At 71.9% G+C, this 18,152-nt stretch carries 13 protein-coding genes, 5 tRNA genes and 1 riboswitch; of the genes, 7 read left to right on the top strand and 11 right to left on the bottom strand.

From position 1 onward, the window contains the following. Nucleotides 1-27: 27 nt before the first annotated feature. The 5 genes from ACZ7L1_RS08685 to ACZ7L1_RS08665 all read right to left on the bottom strand — a co-directional run bounded on the left by ACZ7L1_RS08685 (nt 28) and on the right by ACZ7L1_RS08665 (nt 5,421). Nucleotides 28-972, bottom strand: coding sequence for an aldo/keto reductase (locus tag ACZ7L1_RS08685; protein WP_471435371.1), 945 nt, complete (start codon nt 970-972; stop codon nt 28-30). An 86-nt stretch (nt 973-1,058) separates the two neighbouring features. After that, entirely contained in the window at nt 1,059-2,108 is a 1,050-nt protein-coding gene (locus ACZ7L1_RS08680; RefSeq protein WP_471435369.1) for a M23 family metallopeptidase, read from the bottom strand. Between the two features lie 11 nt (nt 2,109-2,119). Next, nucleotides 2,120-2,276: riboswitch (cyclic di-AMP (ydaO/yuaA leader) on the bottom strand. Between the two features lie 215 nt (nt 2,277-2,491). After that, nucleotides 2,492-3,691 (bottom strand): PP2C family protein-serine/threonine phosphatase, encoded by a 1,200-nt coding sequence (locus ACZ7L1_RS08675; protein WP_471435368.1) that lies wholly within the window; start codon nt 3,689-3,691, stop codon nt 2,492-2,494. A 391-nt stretch (nt 3,692-4,082) separates the two neighbouring features. After that, nucleotides 4,083-4,156: transfer RNA gene (locus ACZ7L1_RS08670), tRNA-Met, on the bottom strand. A gap of 116 nt (nt 4,157-4,272) precedes the next feature. After that, nucleotides 4,273-5,421 (bottom strand): dihydrofolate reductase family protein, encoded by a 1,149-nt coding sequence (locus ACZ7L1_RS08665; protein WP_471435367.1) that lies wholly within the window; start codon nt 5,419-5,421, stop codon nt 4,273-4,275. A 76-nt stretch (nt 5,422-5,497) separates the two neighbouring features. Here ACZ7L1_RS08665 and ACZ7L1_RS08660 point away from each other — a divergent pair, with 76 nt between their 5' ends. From ACZ7L1_RS08660 to tyrS, 3 genes are all read left to right on the top strand, one after another. After that, nucleotides 5,498-6,007 carry a MarR family winged helix-turn-helix transcriptional regulator gene (locus ACZ7L1_RS08660; protein WP_471435366.1) on the top strand — a complete coding sequence of 170 codons (510 nt, stop codon included), beginning with the start codon at nt 5,498-5,500 and terminating at the stop codon, nt 6,005-6,007. A gap of 136 nt (nt 6,008-6,143) precedes the next feature. Beyond that, on the top strand, nt 6,144-6,938 hold the full coding sequence (locus tag ACZ7L1_RS08655; protein ID WP_471435365.1) for a GTP cyclohydrolase II: 795 nt from the start codon (nt 6,144-6,146) through the stop codon (nt 6,936-6,938). A 167-nt stretch (nt 6,939-7,105) separates the two neighbouring features. Beyond that, the gene (tyrS, locus tag ACZ7L1_RS08650) at nt 7,106-8,374 is read left to right on the top strand and encodes a tyrosine--tRNA ligase (protein WP_471435364.1); all 1,269 of its coding nucleotides are present in this window, start codon (nt 7,106-7,108) and stop codon (nt 8,372-8,374) included. Nucleotides 8,375-8,520: 146 nt separating this feature from the next. Here the strand turns inward: tyrS and ACZ7L1_RS08645 are convergent, their stop codons facing one another. The 6 genes from ACZ7L1_RS08645 to ACZ7L1_RS08620 all read right to left on the bottom strand — a co-directional run bounded on the left by ACZ7L1_RS08645 (nt 8,521) and on the right by ACZ7L1_RS08620 (nt 16,059). Next, entirely contained in the window at nt 8,521-10,377 is a 1,857-nt protein-coding gene (locus ACZ7L1_RS08645) for a heavy-metal-associated domain-containing protein (RefSeq protein ID WP_471435362.1), read from the bottom strand. Nucleotides 10,378-10,546: 169 nt separating this feature from the next. Beyond that, nucleotides 10,547-10,619, bottom strand: a tRNA-Lys gene (locus tag ACZ7L1_RS08640). A 136-nt stretch (nt 10,620-10,755) separates the two neighbouring features. Next, nucleotides 10,756-12,291: an amino acid permease gene (locus ACZ7L1_RS08635; protein ID WP_471435360.1), complete on the bottom strand. Its 1,536-nt coding sequence runs from the start codon at nt 12,289-12,291 to the stop codon at nt 10,756-10,758. A gap of 168 nt (nt 12,292-12,459) precedes the next feature. After that, entirely contained in the window at nt 12,460-14,703 is a 2,244-nt protein-coding gene (locus ACZ7L1_RS08630) for a DEAD/DEAH box helicase (RefSeq protein ID WP_471435358.1), read from the bottom strand. A 249-nt stretch (nt 14,704-14,952) separates the two neighbouring features. Further along, a complete protein-coding gene (locus ACZ7L1_RS08625; protein ID WP_471435356.1) occupies nt 14,953-15,492 on the bottom strand; it encodes a hypothetical protein in 540 nt (179 codons plus the stop codon). A gap of 216 nt (nt 15,493-15,708) precedes the next feature. Then, a complete protein-coding gene (locus tag ACZ7L1_RS08620; RefSeq protein WP_366028985.1) occupies nt 15,709-16,059 on the bottom strand; it encodes a metallopeptidase family protein in 351 nt (116 codons plus the stop codon). A gap of 104 nt (nt 16,060-16,163) precedes the next feature. Between ACZ7L1_RS08620 and ACZ7L1_RS08615 the strand changes: the two genes are divergently transcribed. From ACZ7L1_RS08615 to ACZ7L1_RS08600, 4 genes are all read left to right on the top strand, one after another. After that, entirely contained in the window at nt 16,164-17,759 is a 1,596-nt protein-coding gene (locus ACZ7L1_RS08615; protein WP_471435354.1) for a metallophosphoesterase family protein, read from the top strand. A gap of 80 nt (nt 17,760-17,839) precedes the next feature. Next, a tRNA-Glu gene (locus ACZ7L1_RS08610) sits at nt 17,840-17,912 on the top strand. A 37-nt stretch (nt 17,913-17,949) separates the two neighbouring features. Then, nucleotides 17,950-18,024 (top strand) — tRNA-Asp (locus ACZ7L1_RS08605). A gap of 24 nt (nt 18,025-18,048) precedes the next feature. Then, nucleotides 18,049-18,122, top strand: a tRNA-Phe gene (locus ACZ7L1_RS08600). Nucleotides 18,123-18,152 lie beyond the last annotated feature (30 nt).

The following is an 18,152-nucleotide window of genomic DNA, read 5'->3' as shown; positions in this document are numbered from 1 at the left end:
CCGCAGGGCTGATCCGAAGGACAGGCCCTACGCCGACGCCTCCGTCAGCTTCGCCACGTCCTCGTCCGTCAGCGTCAGGTCCGCCACGGCCAGCAGCGCCGGCAGCTGCTCCACAGTCCGCGCCGAGGCGATCGGTGCCGCGACCGTCGGCTGGGCCGCCAGCCAGGCGAGCGCCACCGTCGGGATCTCCGCGCCCCGGGCCTCGGCGACCTCCTCCAGGGCCGTCAGGACGCGCTGTCCGCGGTCGGTCGCCAGGTGCTTGGCCGCGCCCTCCGCGCGCGCCGACTCCACGGTCGTACCCGGCCGGTACTTGCCGGTCAGGAAGCCCGACGCGAGCGCGAAGTACGGAACCGCCGCGAGCCCCGCACGGGAGGCGAGGTCCTGCAGCGCACCCTCGTAGGTGTCGCGCGAGACCAGGTTGTAGTGCGGCTGCAGCGCCACGTACCGCGCCAGGTTCTCGCGGTCCGAGAAGTCCAGGGACTCCTGGAGGCGTTCGGCGGAGATGTTGGAGGCGGCGATGGCGCGCACCTTGCCCGCCTTCACCAGCTCGTCGAGCGCGCCGATGATCTCCTCGACCGGCACCTCCGGCTTGTCGAAGTGCGTGTAGTAGAGATCGATGTGGTCGGTGTCCAGACGACGCAGGGACGCGTCGGCCGCGGCCCTGATGTTGGCGGCGGTCAGCCCCTGGTAGTCGGGGTGCTGGCTGACCTTGGTCGCGATGACCACGTCGGAGCGGTTGCCGCGCGCCTTCACCCACTTGCCGATGATGGTCTCGGACTCGCCGCCCTTGTTGCCCGGCACCCAGGCCGAGTACGAGTCGGCCGTGTCGATGAAGTTCCCGCCCGCCTCCGCGTATGCGTCGAGGACGGCGAAGGACTGCGTCTCGTCGGCGGTCCAGCCGAAGACGTTGCCGCCGAGGGACAGCGGGAAGACCTCGAGATCGGAAGAACCCAGCTTGCGAAGGGAAGTCATGCTCTGTGTCAACGCCCGGACCGGACCGGTGTCTTCCGGGAAGCCCGCAAAGATCTCGCAAACACCGCGCTCTTCGCGGGGCGGGGTCAGGGGTTGAGGCCCTTGCCGCGCAGCCAGGCCAGCGGGTCGATCGCGGCGCCGCCGTTCGGGTGGACCTCCAGGTGCAGGTGCGGCCCGGTGACGTTGCCGGTCGCACCCACGCGGCCGATGACGTCTCCCGTGCTGACCTTCTGCCCGACCGTGACGCTGATCGACGACTGGTGGCAGAACCACAGCTCGGTGCCGTCGTCGAGGGTGAGGATCGTGCGGTAGCCGTACGAGCCGGCCCAGCCCGCCTCCGTGATCGTGCCGCTGTGGACGGCCTTGATGAGTGTGCCGGTGGGCGCGGCGAAGTCCAGGCCGGTGTGGAAGCCGGAGGACCACATGGCGCCGGCGTCGCCGAAGTGGGAGGTCAGGGTGTAGGAGGAGGTCGGCAGCGTGAACTGCCGGGCGAGTGCGGCGAGCCGCGCGGCCTCCTGCGCCTGCTTCTGCAGAGCGGCGGCCTTGGCCTGCGCGTCGTCCTGCGCCTTGGCCGCCGCGGCGGCGGCCTTCTTCACCGCGGCGTCCTCGGCCGCCTGCGCCGCCTTCTGCGCGATCCGGTCCTGCTGGGACTCGGCCTGCTGCATGATCCGGGCGCGCAGCGCCTCGCCCGCGCCCTTCGAGTCGGCGGCGTCGGTGGCATCACCGGCGTCGGTCCGGCCGACGCTGCTGAGAGCGGTGGCCGAGCTCTCGGGAGCGGTGGAGTCGTCACCGATGAGCGCCTTGGCGGATTCCGTAACGGAGGAGAGGTCCGGCAGGGATGTGACGGAGGAGAGGTCCGGCAGGGATATGGACACCGGCGGCTTGCCGGGCTGCGCGGTGGCCATGCCGCCCGCGCCGACGGCGGCCATCACACCGACGCCGAGGACGGTGGAGCTGCGGGCGAGCCCGCCCCCGCGCTGCTTGACGACGCGGTGCCGGCCGCGGACGGGGCGGATGGAGTCCTCGGTGGGGTTCCACTCCTCCCAGGGGCCCTCGTCGATGCCGGGTGCGACGTCGAGAGTCTGAGTACCGTTCGGGGCGAACGAGGTGTTCTGGGCAGGCCGGTTGAACGCCACGTGGGCGCACTCCTTTCCTTCCGTCTCGCCTACCGGGTTAGCTGACGGGTTCGGAGCAGGAAGGTCTCCTACGCGCGTATACCGGCCGTGCGGCACGGCGGTATCCGCTCGATTCACCCCAAGGTGGTGGTTCCCCGGCTCCCTCGCGGGATTCGGCAGGCGCGCACGGAGCCGCCTCTGGTGACGGCTGGGACGACCGCGCTGCGTTATCGAACGTTAATAGACGCGGGGCCCGTATTCCAAGCCGTTCAGACAGATCCATTCATGCCGCCGACCAGGACTTTCAGGGCCTGAACGGAGGAAATCGGGCTAGTCGCCCCAGCCCCACCGACCACACGGATATTGACAGTATGTCAGTTGTTACGCGGAGGGGCATGACTCACTCACCCTTCGTGACCGCGCTCAGGGGGCGCCGGGCGGCGCACGGCCAGCAGGGCCATGTCGTCCGTACCGCGGCGACCGGTGTGCCGGGCGACCTCGCGCGTGAGGGTGCTCAGCAGGGCGCCCGGGGTGGGGAAGACCCGTCCGGCGAGGCGGACGGCGGGGTCGTAGAACCGACCGTGCGCGTCCCGTGCCTCCGAGACGCCGTCGGTGTAGAAGAGCAGCGTCGAGCCGGGCGGGAAGTCCCACTCCTCCACCCGGTCGGGCCGGACGCCGAGGTCGCCCATGCCGAGCGGCAGCGCGGGCTCGCGGGCCCCCAGTTCTCGCAGGGAACCGTCCGGGAGCAGGAGCAGCGGGGCGGGGTGGCCGCGGTTGACGATGCGGACGACTCCGGAGCCGTGCGGGATCTCGGCGAGAACCGCGGTGGTGAAACCCTCGTACACGTCGGGCCCCTCGCGTCCGGCGCGATCGCGGGACAGCGCCCGCTCCAGGCGCTGGGCGACGGCCTCGAGCGTCGGCTCCTGTTCGGCGGCCTCCCGGAAGGCGCCGATCAGAACGGCCACGGCGGTCACGGCCCCCATGCCCTTGCCGCGTACGTCGCCGACGACCAGCCGCACCCCGTACGGGGAGTCCTGGGCGGTGTACAGATCGCCGCCGATGAAGGCGTCGGCCTGGGCGGCCTCGTAGCGGGCGGCGACGTCCAGTCCACCGATCCGGGCGGCGGGCTCCGGCAGCACGGCACGCTGCGCGGCCTCGGCGATCTGGCGGGCGGAGGCGAGGCGGGCGACGTTGCGGCGGACCAGCACGTTGATGAGGACGGCGAGGGCGGCGACGGTGACGACCGTGGCCACCTCGGTGACCTCGCTCGCCTTTCCGAGCACGCCCAGCCCGAGGTGGACCCCGAAGACCACGACGACGGCCGCCGTGCCGGTGAGGACGGTGCCGCGCAACGAGAACAGGGGCGCGGCCACGAGCGGGGCGGCGGTGAAGAGGGGGCCGGCCGTGTAGTCGGACGGGGCGAAGAGGTCGAAGCAGACCCCGGCGACGATCAGCAGGCCGGGCAGGGCGCGCAGGAAGGCCCGCGCGTACGAGATCCGCCGCTCCTCGGCCTCCGTGGCGACCTCCGCCTCGGCCCCTCCGTACGCCGGCGCCGGAACGGCCCTCGCGCCGGGGGCGGGGGCGGGGCTACCGGGGTCGGGCACGGGGGCTCCGGGAGATTCGGGGGCTCCGACGAGCCGGCCGGGTCGGCCGGGTCGGCGGTCCTCGCGGTCGGGGAGACACCCGCCGGACCGGTTGCCGCGGTCGCTAAGACGCCCGCCCGACCGGTCGTGACGGCCGGGGAGACGCCCGCGCGACCGCTGGTGGTCCTCGGCCCTCTCCTCGGACGGCGCATCGGGCCCACGCCGCTCGTCCGGATCGTGCTGCTCCCACGACCACCGCTCGCCTGCTTGCTGCACCACCCGTCCAGGCTTCCCGGAAGGGCGGCGGGGGGCGACCGCTGTGGGCCGGGCGGAGTAGCCGCCAGTGGGTGAAGGAGAGCCCGGGAAACACCGAGGGCCGGAGTCCTTTCGGACTCCGGCCCTCGGCCTTCAGTAGCGGGGACAGGATTTGAACCTGCGACCTCTGGGTTATGAGCCCAGCGAGCTACCGAGCTGCTCCACCCCGCGTCGGTGATTCCAGTGTACGCCATGCGCGCGACAGGTAGCGCACGGGTTCCCCTCCCATGCCGCCCTACCAGCGGTTTCCGGCCGTACGCGGAGCCGCTCGACCCCCTTCGAGGCCGTCAGGAACGGGCGGTCGGGGGCAGCAGATGGGCGTTCGGCGCCTTGGCGCGGTCCTCGTACTCCGGCAGCAGCACCACCTCCACGCCGGCGGCCGCCAGCACCGCGTTCCCGTCAGCCGACTCGACGAACGTGTCCGGTTCCCGCCAGGCCGTCACCACCCGTCGTACCCCCGCCTCGATGATCAGCCGGGAGCAGGGCGCGGGCCGGGACGCGCGGCGGGCGCACGGTTCCAGGCTGCTGTACACCGTCGCGGAGGCCAGCCTGGGATCCGCCGGGTCCAGCTTCGCCAGCGCCGCTTCCTCGGCGTGGACGACGGGGTCGCCGCCCTCCCGGGAGTGGCCCCGCGCCAGTTCCGTGCCGTCGGCCGCGACGACCACCGCGCCCACGCTGAAGGCGGTCTCCGACGGCGGGCACTCGGCCGCCAGCGTGCAGGCCACCTCCAGCCACCGCCGGTCCGCGGCCGAGGCGAGCCTCCCGGTGCCGGGCGCGGTGGGCACGTACCGCATCAGCACCACGTCCCCGACCGCGCGCGTCTCCACCAGCCGCATCCGCCCCGGCGGGTACGCGCCGTGCCCGAACATCCGCGGGGCGTCCGGCTCCCCCACGAACAGCGGCGCCACCACGAGCTGCACCTCGTCCGCCAGCCCCTGCTGAAGCAGCCGCGTGTGCACGCTCCCGCCGCCCTCGACCATCAGCCGCCGTACGCCCTTCACATCCCCGAGGTGGTCGAGCACGGCCCGCCACTCCACGTCCGGTCCGAGCGCGACCACCTCCACGTCCGCCGGCAGCAGGCCGCGCAGCCGCCGGGCACCCTTGTCCGTCGTGTAAAGGGTCTTCGCGCCGCCCGTGTGCCAGAAGCGTGCCCCCGGATCGAGGTCCCCGGACCCGCTGACCGTGACCTTCAGCGGATACTCCGGCAGCCCGGCGGCGAGGCGGGCCGCGCGCCGCTCGGCCGAGTAGACCAGCAGCCGGGGGTTGTCGGTGCGCAGCGTGCCCGCGCCGATGAGGATGGCGTCGCTGCCCGCCCGCACCTCGTCGACCCGGTCGAAGTCCTCCGGGCCGGACAGCAGCAGCCGTTCGGGCCCGGTGTCGTCCAGGAAGCCGTCGAGGGAGACGGCGGCGGACAACAGGACGTAGGGACGGGCCATGGCGGCGCTCCTGGGGTCGGGACGAGGCGAACGAGGCAGCTTGGTTCAACTTTTAAACAATAACTACACTGTCAGTATGACGACCCGCTGGCTCACCCCCGAGGAACTGCGTGCCTGGCGCGCGTACCTGGCCGCGTCGTGGCTCCTGGAGGACGCGATCGACCGGCAGCTCCAGCAGGAGGCCGGCATGCCCCACCTTTACTACTCGGTCCTGGCCAACCTCTCCGAGGCGCCCGACCGAAGTATGCGCATGACCGATCTCGCCGAGGCGCTGAAGATCACGCGAAGCCGGCTGACGTACGTGGTCACCCGGCTGGAGAAGGACGGGACGGTCCGCCGGGAGGGCTGCCCGACCGACAAGCGCGGCAGCGTGGCGATCCTGACGGAGGACGGCAGGGTGCTCTTGGAGCGTACGGCGCCCGGTCATGTCGAGACGGTCCGCTCGGCCGTGTTCGACCACCTCACCGAGGAGCAGGTGGCCCAGCTGGAGGCGATCTGCTCCCGGATCAGGGAGGCGCTCCAGAAGGACGAGGAGCGGTCGGCGTGCGGCGAGCTGCCGTGGCGCCGGCGTTCGTCCACGCCGTAACCCAGGCAACACGGGAAAAAGAGTTGCTTGAAATTTAAAGCAGGGATAGAGTCTCGGCCGAGGCTGTGCTTCAAATCTGAAGCACGAGGCGCATCCTCCGCACCCGCCATCGTCGGCCAGGAGAAAGACGACAGCCATGCGCGACGCACACGAGACCGCCCCTTCCCGCGACACCGGTGACCCAGCCGACCCGGACACAACCGCCCCGCACACGGCGGTGCTGCCCGCAGCCGCCCTGGCCGCCCTCCTTCCCGCCAACGACCTGCCCGGTGCCGTTCTTCCCGCCACCGGCCTGCTCGGCACGGGCCTTCCGGCCGCCACGGTCCGCACCCGGGTGACGGTGCCGCTGCGCTTCGGCGACGGCTACACGGTCACCGCGGACCTGGTCACCTTCCACGGCCTGGCCGACGGGCAGGAGCACGTGGCCGTGGTCCTCGGCGAGGTGGCCGCCGGCCGGCCGCCGCTGGTGCGCCTGCACTCCGAGTGCCTGACCGGCGACGTCTTCGGCTCGGCCCGCTGCGACTGCGGCCCCCAGCTGCGGGAGGCGGTGGAGCGCATCGCCGAGCACGGCGGCGTCCTGCTCTACCTGCGCCAGGAGGGCCGCGGCATCGGCCTCTACAACAAGCTCGACGCCTACGCCCTCCAGGACCAGGGTCTGGACACCTACGAGGCGAACGCCGCGCTCGGCCTGCCGGAGGACGCCCGCGACTACACGGCCGCCGCGCAGATGCTCCGCGCGCTCGGCATCGACGCCCTGGACCTGCTCTCCAACAACCCCGACAAGGCCCAGCAGCTGCGCGACCTCGGCCTCACGGTCACCCACCGCGTCCCCACGGGCGTCTTCACCACGGCCCAGAACGTGCGCTACCTGCGCGCGAAGGTGGTCCACACCCAGCACACGCTGGCGCTGACGGAACTGACGGCGGGCTGAAGGGCGGGCCGGTTCCGGGACTGTGCGGGCCAGGACACTCCGGAGTGCGGAAACGACCTGGCCGCGCCTTCCCCGCATTGCCGCTGAGCAGCACAAAGGCAGAAAACCGCCCGGAGCACTACACTGGCCGCCACATTGACACACGCGACTGAAGGAGACACAGGACTGTGACGGCCATCGTCGACGAGCTCAAGTGGCGTGGGCTGATCGCCCAGGCCACTGACGAGGACGCACTGCGCAAGGCTCTCGCGGATGGCCCCGTCACGTTCTATTGCGGCTTCGACCCCACCGCGGCCAGCCTGCACGTGGGCCACCTGGTGCAGGTGCTCACCCTACGCCGACTCCAGCAGGCAGGGCACCGGCCCCTGGCGCTCGTGGGCGGCGCGACCGGCCACATCGGCGACCCGCGGCCGACCGCCGAGCGCACCCTGAACGACCCGGAGACCATCGCCCAGTGGGTCGCCCGGCTGCGCGCGCAGATCGAGCCGTTCCTCTCCTTCGAGGGCGACAATGCGGCGACCATGGTCAACAACCTGGACTGGACCGCGGGCCTGTCCGTGATCGAGTTCCTGCGGAACATCGGCAAGCACTTCCGGGTGAACAAGATGCTCACCAAGGACTCGGTCGCCCAGCGCCTGGCGTCCGAGCAGGGCATCAGCTTCACGGAGTTCAGCTACCAGTTGCTTCAGGCCATGGACTTCCTGGAGCTGTACCGGCGGTACGGGTGCACCCTCCAGACGGGTGGCAGTGACCAGTGGGGAAACCTCACGGCCGGTCTCGACCTGATCCACCGCCTGGAACCGCACGCCGAGGTGCACGCGCTCGCGACGCCGCTGATGACGAAGGCGGACGGCACCAAGTTCGGCAAGACGGAGACCGGCACGCTCTGGCTCGACCCGGAGATGACCACGCCGTACGCGTTCTACCAGTTCTGGCTGAACACGGACGACCGGGACGTCTCGCGGTACATGCGCATCCTGTCCTTCAAGTCCCGCGAGGAGTTGGAGGAGTTGGAGAAGGTGACCGCGGAGCGACCGCAGGCCCGTACCGCGCAGCGTGCGCTCGCCGAGGAGCTGACCACGTTGGTTCACGGCGCCGAGCAGTGCGCTGCCGTCATCGCCGCGTCGAAGGCGCTGTTCGGGCAGGGTGAACTCGCCGAACTCGACGAGGCGACTCTGGCGGCCTCGGTCTCCGAGCTCCCGCACGCCAAGGTGAGCGAACTCGGCCAGGTCACCGATCTCTTCGCGGAGGTCGGCCTGGTGGCGAGCAAGTCGGCCGCCCGGCGCACCGTGAAGGAGGGCGGCGCCTACGTGAACAACGTCAAGGTGACCGCCGAGGACGCGGTGGCCACGGCCGACCAGCTGCTGCACGGTCGCTGGCTGGTGCTGCGCAGGGGCAAGAAGAACCTGGCAGTGGTCGAGGTCAGCGGAGCCTGAAGCAGCCCGGGAGCCGGAAGCTCAGCCGTGGGTGGGAGGCGTACCTCCCACCCACGTGGCATCACGAAGCTGAGCTGGACGGCAACCGCGAGGCGAGCAAGCTGGTGGGCATCGGCCCTCGCGCGACCGGATCACCTCCCTGAGGCTCACCGCAACGCGCGCCGCGCCGTCCTGGTGGACCACAACAGAGCCAGCAGGCTCGCGACATGGACCGGGGTGAGGGCGCGGAGGACGCCGTGCCTCCGGCCGACGAGGGCGAGCAGGGTTCCGGTGGCGGAGCCTGCCAGCGCCAGGCGGACGCAACGCCGGGAGACCGAACGGGCCGCGGTCACCGCGCGCAGGATGCGCCAGGCGTCATGAAGACCGTCCGCGCAGACCAGGTCCGCCGACCAGGACGCCTCGGCGCCCGGCGCGTCGGGCACCGCGACCGCGATGTCCGCGGCGGCCAGCGCCTCCGCGTCCGAACCCGAGATCACCAGGACGCCCTCCCCGTGGTCCCGCAGTTCACACACCCGGTCGGCGAGGCGTTCGCGTCCGTCGACGATCTCGTCGGACGGGCAGAGGAGTTCACGGATGCGCTCGTCCTCGGTGAGCACCACGCGCGCTCCGGTGGCGCGCGCGGCGGCCAGCGCCGTCACTGCGGGCGGAGCCGGCCGCCCGCCCTCCGTCACCAGCACCGCGGAGTCGACGACCACGGCGGAGACCACGTCGAGCAGCCGCAGCGCCGACGGGTCCAGCGGTACGACGCCACGCCGCGCCAGCTCACGCCCGACCGTGGCGGCGAAGGCCTCCCGCCCGTAGCGGGCCGCCCGGGGGACGGCGGCGAGCAGGGCGTCCGCCGCCCGGCCGGTGCTGCGCGTCAGCGCGAACACCGCCGCCGCGGTGAGCGGGGCGGCCGGCGCCAGCCGCGCCTCCCACCACTCGACGGGACCGGGCGGCCGCGCCCTGCCGCGCAGATGACGCACCGGCCGGGTGTGCGGAACACAGGCGGGGCCCGGGCACAGGTCCCTCTCACGCCGCTCCCACACCTGACGCCGGGCGCGGATCTCACGAAGCAGCAACATCCGGTTCGCCGCGTCGACAGCCGGCATCCCGATACCGCCGTACAGCCCGCCCACGACGGCGCCGGCCAGCGACAGCAGCAGATCGGTCTCCAGTGGCCCGATACGGCGCACCAACGGCCGGCGCAGACCCCGCTCCAGCTCCAGCGCCGCCACCGCCACGGGCACCACCCGGGGCAGCGACGGCAGCCGGAAGGCACTCCGGACCACCCCGGCGGCCACCGCCGCGCAGTCGAAGAGCAACTCGGCCGTCACCGCCGCGACCGGCGCGTCGTCGCCCGGGGTGACCGGCTGCGCCCAGGGGAAGTCCGCGTCCCGCACGCCCTGGGCCTTCTCCACCGCCCTGACGGTGTTCAGGAGGCGGTCGACCCCGACACTGCGCTCGTCGAACGACAACAGGACCTGGCCGGTCACCGCGTTGACCTCGGCCCACCGCACCCCGTTCAGCCCGCGCAGTGCCCTGGTCACCCCGCCGGTCAGCCGCTCCCGCGTGCGGCCGCCGCGATCGAGCCCGCGCACCTCGATATGCGCACGTCCCTGCGAGGCCCACACATGACGGGTGTGCCGCCGCGGATGGAGATCGGCCAGAACGCGCCCGGCCCGCACGGCCCGTCCGGGCACCCCCGCGGCCACCGAGGCCCCCTGCCGGACCGCCGACACCGCAACCCGCCCGCTTCCCTCTGCGGCGCGCAGCCCGGCCCTGGCCGCCACCGGCGCGACCCGCCCGGCGGTACGGGCGCTCGCCGCGCCGAGGGCCCACGCCCCGCCGGCCCCGGCACGGGCAGCGGCCCCCAGGGACGACACCACACTTCCGGCCACCACGCCCGGGTACCCACAGGACTCACGCTCTAATGCGCTCGCCGACCGGTGCAGGGCCGTGACCGCCGCGGCGAGGATCGGCAGGTCCCCACCGCAGGCCATGCCCACCGCACAGGTGAACACACGCGTACCCCGGTGACGACAGCCATGCCTGTGAAGAGGGGCACGAGCCGAGAGGACAGGGAGGGGACGCTCCCGCACGGCCCGGAGAACGAAGCGGCGCCCGCCCCGGCCGAAGCCGAACCGGACGCCGCGCGGCAGGCCGGAGGAGGTGCCCCTCGCCTGCGGACCGTAGGCCCTGTGGGACTCGAACCCACAACCAATGGATTAAAAGTCCACTGCTCTGCCAATTGAGCTAAGGGCCCCTCGCGATGTTGCCTCCCCGAGCATAGCCCGACGAGGCCGTATCTCCGATCGGGTATCGGGGAGGCGGGCCTGAAGTGTTCGCTGTGCGTGGCATGTGAGTGGGTGGCGGGGCGGCCGTGCGGGTGGCCGGTGGGGTTACGGGTCGGCCGGTTCGGGGGCGCCGGAGCGGGCGGCCTCGCGGATGCGGGTGCGTTCGTGGTCGGGGTTCAGGAACCAGTGGCGGGCCGAGGCCAGCCACCAGGTGGCCGCGAAGCCGAGGACGACCAGGACGGCGACCGGGGCGTAGTTGAACGTCTCCCAGGTGACGGGGGAGACCTGCGGGAGCATGAAGAGGATCGTGATCACGACGACCCAGGCCACCGAGATCACGCCGATCGGCTGGGACCAGCGGCCCAGGTGCCAGGGGCCGCGTTCGAAGGTCTCGCCTCGGCGGACCCGCAGCAGGGTCGGGATGACGTAGGCGATGTAGAGGCCGATCACCGCGATCGACGTCACGGCCGCGTACGCGGTCACGTTGATCAGGTACGGCAGGCCCAGGGTCAGTGCCCCGATCGCCGCAAGCCACACCGCCGCCACCGGGGTGCGCGTGCGTGGGCTGACCGTGTGCCACACGTGCGAGAACGGCAGCGCCCCGTCACGGGAAAAGGCGTAGATCATGCGGCTGTTGGCCGTCACGGACGCCATCCCGCAGAACAGCTGCGCGCCGATCACCACGAGCAGCAGCAGCTTGCCCGCGCTCGCTCCGAGGGCGTCCAGCAGGATCTGCGCGGGCGGCGCGCCGGTCGGGGACTGGAGTTCCTTGTCGTAGGACTGGATGGCGAAGGTGAAGCCCAGCAGGAGGACGAAGCCGGCGATCCAGGAGGTCCAGATGGAGCGGACGATGCCCTTCGGGCCCGCCGTGGACGCGTCGTGCGTCTCCTCCGTCATATGGGCGGAGGCGTCGTAGCCGGTGAAGGTGTACTGGGCCATCAGCAGACCGAGCAGGACCACGTAAGTGCCGCTGCTCCAGCCCGTGTTGTTCACGAACTTCGTGAAGACGAAGGACGTCGACTGGTGGTGGTCCGGTACGAAGGCCAGTGCGCCGACGATGACCGCGACCCCGAGCACATGCCACCACACACTGACGCCGTTCAGGATGGCGACGATGCGGACGCCGAAGGTGTTCAGCAGGCCGTGCAGGAGCAGGATCGCCGCGAAGAGCAGCACCGTGCGCCCGGGGGTGACCGCGAAGTCGAACTGGAGGTTGAGGTACGCGCCCAGGAAGGACGCGGCGCCGAAGTCGATGCCCGCCGTCACGGCCACCTGGCCCAGCACGTTGAACCAGCCCGTGAACCAGGCCCAGGCCGCGGCCGAGCGCGGCGGCGCCAGGCGGTGGGCCCAGAAGTACAGGCCCGCGGAGGTCGGGTACGCCGAGCAGATCTCGGCCATCGACAGCCCGACGAACAGCGTCATCAGACCGACGGCCACCCAGCCCCAGGTGATCACGGCGGGGCCGCCGGTGTTCATCCCGAAGAGGTAGAGGGTCAGGCAGCCGGAGAGCACGGAGATGATCGTGAAGGAGACCGCGTAGTTGGAGAACGCCGACATCCGGCGCGCGAGAACCTGTGTGTAGCCGAGCTGGGCCAGCCGCTCTTCGTCCGACAGCCCACTCGCTCTGACGTCATCTGTCATGCCCCCAGCGATTCCCTCGCCGGGGTCGTGACATGCGTCACCCGATGACCTGAAACCGACGGCCGGACAAGGGACCGTTGCCGTAGGACGCGGAGGGCCTCCGTACGGGCGAAAGCAGAAGGGCCCGTACGACGGGAAGTCGTACGGGCCCTTCATGCTCACTCGGCGTCAGCCGTTGCGCTTCCAGCGCGGCTTGTCCTCGCGGCGGCCGAACGAGCCGGTGCCGCGGTGGTCGTCACGACGGCCGTAGGGGCGGTCGTGGCCGCCGGAGCGGAAGCCGGGGCGGTCGCCCTGGCGGTCCCGGTTGAACGGGCGGTCGCTGCCGCGGTGCCCGCCGCGGTCGTCGCGCCGGTCGAAGGGACGCCGGTCGTTGTCACGACGGAAGCCACCACGGTCGTCACGCCGGTCGAACGAACGGCGGTCGCTGTCACGACGGTCGCTGTCACGACGGTCGTTGTCACGACGGTCGCGGTCGAACGGGCGGCGGTCACGGTCGTTGTCGCGGCGGAAGCCACCGCGGTCGTCGTCGCGGCGGAAGCCACCGCGGTCGTCACGCCGGTCGAACGAACGGCGGTCGTTGTCACGGCGGTCGTTGTCGCGGCGGTCGTTGTCGCGGCGGTCGTTGTCGCGGCGGTCGAAGCCACGGTCACGGTCCCGGCCGGCGAAGCCACGGTCACGGTCGAACGGGCGCCGGTCGCCGTCACGGCGGAAGCCGCCCCGGTCGTCGCGCCGCTCGAACGAGCGGCCGCCACGGTCGTCGTCCCGGCGGTCGAAGCCACGGTCCCGGTCACGGTCGAAACCGCGGTCCCGGTGGAAACCGCCGCGCTCCTCCCGGCGTTCACGCCGCTCGTACGACGAACCGGCCGTGCGCTCCTCACGCTGACCCTGTTCGGCGCCCTCCGTGTCCTTGGCGGTCCGCTGCTCCGGCACCGAGACCTCGGCCGGCGCCTCGGCGCTCTCCGCCGCGGCTGCCACCGCCGCCTCCGGGTCCTCGCCCCGCTCCCGCGCGGCCCGCGCGACGAGGCGGTCGGCCTCCTCGCGGAGCTCGGTCGCGCGCCGCTGCGCCCGCTCCAACTGCTTGGTGAGCTGCGCGACTTCCCGCTCGGCCTGCTGTGCGGCCATCCCGGCGGACTCGGCCTGGACCTCGGTCATCGACCGGGCGCCGGTGATCTCGGCGACCTCCGGCTCGAACGCGGCCCCGCCCTGGATGATGTGGCGCGAGGCGTCGACGCCCGCGTCCTCCATCAGCCGGAACATCTGGCGCCGCTGGTGCGGCAGCGCGAGGGAGACCACCGTGCCGGTGCGGCCGGCACGCGCCGTGCGGCCGGCGCGGTGCAGGTAGTCCTTGTGGTCCCCAGCGGGGTCCACGTTGAGCACCAGGTCGATCCCGTCGACGTGGATGCCACGGGCGGCGACGTCGGTCGCGACGAGCACGTTGACGTACCCGTCCTTGAAGTCGGCCAGCGTCCGGGTGCGCGCGCCCTGGGTCATGCCGCCGTGCAGCGCGTCCGCCTTCACCCCGGCGTCGCGCAGCTGTTCGGCGATGCGGTCCGCACCCATCTGGGTGCGGACGAAGATGATGGTGCGGCCCTTGCGGGAGGCGATCGCGGCGGTGACCGGGGCCTTGTCCTTGGGCTTCACGATGAGGATGTGGTGCGACATGGTCGTCACCGCACCCTGGGCGGCGTCCACCTCGTGGCTGACCGGGTCGTTCAGGTACCGGTCGACGAGGGTCTTGATCTCGTTCTCCATGGTCGCGGAGAACAGCATCCGCTGGCCGCCCGCCGGGACCTGGTCGAGCAGCTCGGTGACCTCGGGCAGGAAGCCCAGGTCGGACATCTGGTCGGCCTCGTCGAGGACGGCGATCCGCACGTCCTCGAGGGAGCAGGCGCCGCGGTTGATGATGTCGCGCAGCCGGCCGGGAGTGGCGACCAGGATGTCCACGCCGCGCTCGAGGGCGTAGATCTGGTTCGCCATGGAGGTGCCGCCGCAGACGACCTTCATCTTCAGCCCCAGCACGTCGCCGTAGGGCTGCAGCGCGTCCGCGACCTGCATGGCCAGCTCACGGGTCGGGGTGAGGATCACGGCCCGGGGCTTCTTCTTCTCGGTGTGGCCGCCGGCCAGGGTGGCCAGGGTCGGCAGACCGAAGGACAGCGTCTTGCCCGAGCCGGTGCGGCCACGGCCGAGGATGTCCTTGCCGACCAGGGCGTCCGGGATGGTCGCGGCCTGGATCGGGAAGGGGACGGTGACGCCGTTCTGCGCGAGCTTGCGGACGACGCCCTCGGGCAGGCCGAGATCGGCGAAGGTCATCTCGGGGGCGGTGTCCTGGGCCTCAGTCGCCACAGAGGTGCCCTCGGTGTTCTGGGAGTCGTCCACGGACAGGACGATGTGCTCGGTACCAACAACAGACATACGAAATGCGAACCTTCCGGAGTTCTGGCACGCGCCCAAACATCCGTGAAGTCGCATTCGACCGCCTCGATGCGGTCCGGCCACGGCAGGGGAGAGTACGCGCCACACGCGGCGCGTCTTCAAGGCGCCGGGCAAATGGGATCAAACGATCTACCAAGATACGCACCTCGGACCGCCGAAAGCAAACCGATCCCCGCTCCCTCCGGGTGACTCTCGCCACAGGCACCAGGGCCCCGGAGGCGGACACGCCTACGCCGCCGGGATTCCCGCTCGCGGCGCGGGCTCCCGCTGCGTCAGCTGCGTGGCCTGCCCGGGTGCCGAGGACGACGGCTCCGCGGTCGTCGCGGTCGGCGACGGCGGGTCCGGCCGACTCGTCGGCGTGGGGTCGGCCGAGGTCTGCGTGGGGTCCGGCTCGCCCCCCGTGGGCGCGGGCGGCACCGCACCGCCGCCGCCCCCCTTGCCGGGCTGTGACGTCTCCTTGGCGGTCGGCTTGGCGTCCTTCGACCCGCCGCCGCCCTTGGACGCCGACGCGGAGGGCGGCCCGGAGGACGCTCCGGTGCCGGACCCGGCCGGCTTGGGCGATCCCGCCTTGGCCGCCGCTCCGCCCAGGCCCGCGTCCGCGCCCCCGCTCGTCGCAGAACCGCCGTCCGGCGCCGCCCCGCCGTGCCGCCCCGCCGAAGGCGCCTGCGACGGAGCGCCCGCGTCGTCCCCCACGCTCATGCAGCCGGTGGCGGCGGCGAGGGCCATGACCGTGGCGGCCAGACGGACGGGTACGTAACTGGCGCGCACGGGCAGCCACCTCCGGGGGCGTACGAGAAGTCAGCCTGCCCAACTCCCGCCGCCCGCAAGAGGACACGCGCCACGCGAAGGGAACGTCACCCGCCCGAGGTCACCTGTACGCAAGGACGCCGGACGGCCACCGCGGCCGTCGCCTCCCGGACGTCACCCGCACCGGAGCGCACGCCGTCCCGCCTCACCCGTGCCGCAACCGCACGCCGTCCCACCTCACCCGTACCCGAGCGAATGCAACCGGGCATCGTCGATGCCGAAGTGGTGCGCGATCTCGTGCACCACCGTCACCTCGGTTTCCGCGACCACGTCCTCACGGGTGTCGCACATCCTCAGGGTCGGCCCGCGGTAGATCGTGATCCGGTCCGGCAACACGCCCGCGTACCACTCGCCGCGGTCCGTCAGCGGAGTGCCCTCGTACAGCCCGAGCAGCCCGGGATCGTCCGCGGGCGGCTCCTCCTCGACGAAGACCGCGACGTTGTCCATGAGCCGCGTCAGCTCCGGCGGGATCCGGTCGAGCGCCTCGGCGACCAGTTCCTCGAACTCCTCGCGCGTCATCTCCAGCACAGGGCCATTGTCCGGCACGACACCCCGGTCGGCGGGGTTCGACGGCCCCCGTATCCGTTGATCCACTCCGCATATCCGCTCAGCAACCTGGGCATACGGGACCAATGGACCGCGTCCCCGCAGCAGCTCTGAACCGCGTTCGAAGGGCGCCCTCCACGCTCGCCCGGTACTACCGCTCACTGCGCCCGCACCCGGCCGCCGAACTCATCCCGCAGCCCCACCCCTGGCTCCGGGCCCTGGGCATGGTCGCCGTGGTGCTCCTGGGCACCTGGCTCGGCCTGTTGATCGTGGGCGATGTGCGCGTCCCGGTGGGCCCCATGAACACCACGATGACCCTGCGTCCCTCGCTGGCCGGGGGCACGAAGATCAACATCTCCCCGCTCGGCGCCCTGGAGCTGAGCAGCCACCAGGCGCCCGTCCGCCTCGACGTCAACGTCGACCAGCTCGACCCGGGCCGCTCCCAGGAACTGGTGGACCACCCGGAGCGGATCTCCGGCCTCCAGGAGGAGATCACCCACGACGTCGAGCACGGCACGCTCGACCTCGCCGTGCGCTCCTGCGTGGCCGTGGTCGCCGGCGCCACCGCGCTGGGCCTGGCGGTCTACCGCCGCCCCCGCCGGGCCCTCGCGGCCGGCGGGCTGGCGTTCACCCTCCTCGGCGCCTCCGGAGCGACGGCGTACGCCACCTGGAACCCCGAGTCGGTCCTCGAGCCGAAGTTCTCCGGCCTGCTGTCCTCCGCACCCTCAGTGGTCGGCAACGCGCGCAGCATCGTCACCGAGTTCGACGTCTACCAGCAGGAGCTGGCGCGCCTGGTGACGAACGTGACGAAGCTCTACGACGTCACGTCCACCCTCCCCGCCTACCAGCCGGACCCGACGACGATCCGGGTCCTGCACGTCTCCGACATCCATCTCAACCCGGCGAGCTGGAAGATCATCGCCTCGCTGGTCAAGCAGTACGACGTCAACGTGATCGTCGACTCCGGCGACACCATGGACCACGGCACGGCGGCGGAGAACCGCTTCCTGGATCCGATCGCCGACCTGGGCGCCCCTTACGTCTGGGTCCGGGGCAACCACGACTCCCTGGCCACCCAGCGCTACCTGGAGCACATGAAGAACGTGCACGTCCTGGACGACGGAAGGGCGGTCAGCATCGCTGGCCTGCGTTTCGCCGGGATGGGGGACCCGCAGTTCACCCCCGACCGGTCGGTCACCCCGGGCGGCGACCGCGCCGAGGAACTGGCGGGCGCGCGCCTGGCCACGGCCCTGCGCGACCAGAAGGCGGCGGGCAGGCCCGTCGACATCGCGATCGCCCACGAGCCGACGGCCGCGCGGCAGGTCGACGGTGATGCGCCGCTGGTCCTGGCGGGACACCTGCACCACGAGGGGATGGAGATCATGAAGTACGGCACCCGGCTGCGCATCGAGGGATCGACGGGCGGCAGCGGCCTGCGGGCGGTCGAGCGCCAGTATCCGGCCCCGATCGAGGCCTCGATCCTCTACCTGGACCGGGACACCCGCCGTCTGCAGGCCTGGGACGAGATCAGGCTCGGCGGCCTGGGACAGACGACGGCGGAGGTGACCCGTCACCTGGCCAAGGAGAACCAGCCCGGCGGGAGCCCCTCGCCGGGCACCACACCCCCGAGCACACCGCCCGCGAGGCGCTCCGGCGCGACCCCGACGCCGAGCGCCCCCTAAACGGTTTTGGCGAACCCTCCTCCCATCCCATATGCTTCTCACGTCCCCGACGCGCTGAGAAGCGCCCAGGCGGGCCGATAGCCCTCATCGTCTAGCGGCCTAGGACGCCGCCCTTTCAAGGCGGTAGCACGGGTTCGAATCCCGTTGGGGGCACGCACCACCCTGTGCGACACTGTCGTACACAGCGCTTGGTCCTGTGGAGCAGTTTGGAGTGCTCGCCACCCTGTCAAGGTGGAGGCCGCGGGTTCAAATCCCGTCAGGACCGCTGAGGTTTCACGTGAAACCTCGTGGCTGGGTAGCTCAGTTGGTACGAGCGTCCGCCTGAAAAGCGGAAGGTCGCCGGTTCGACCCCGGCCCCAGCCACAACCGCCCTGACCAGGGCATGAGCCCCTC

It is taken from the genome of Streptomyces sp. NPDC107546 (genome assembly GCF_055639175.1).
Note: the sequence above shows the minus strand (reverse complement) of the source record. Positions and strands in the feature narration are given on the sequence as shown.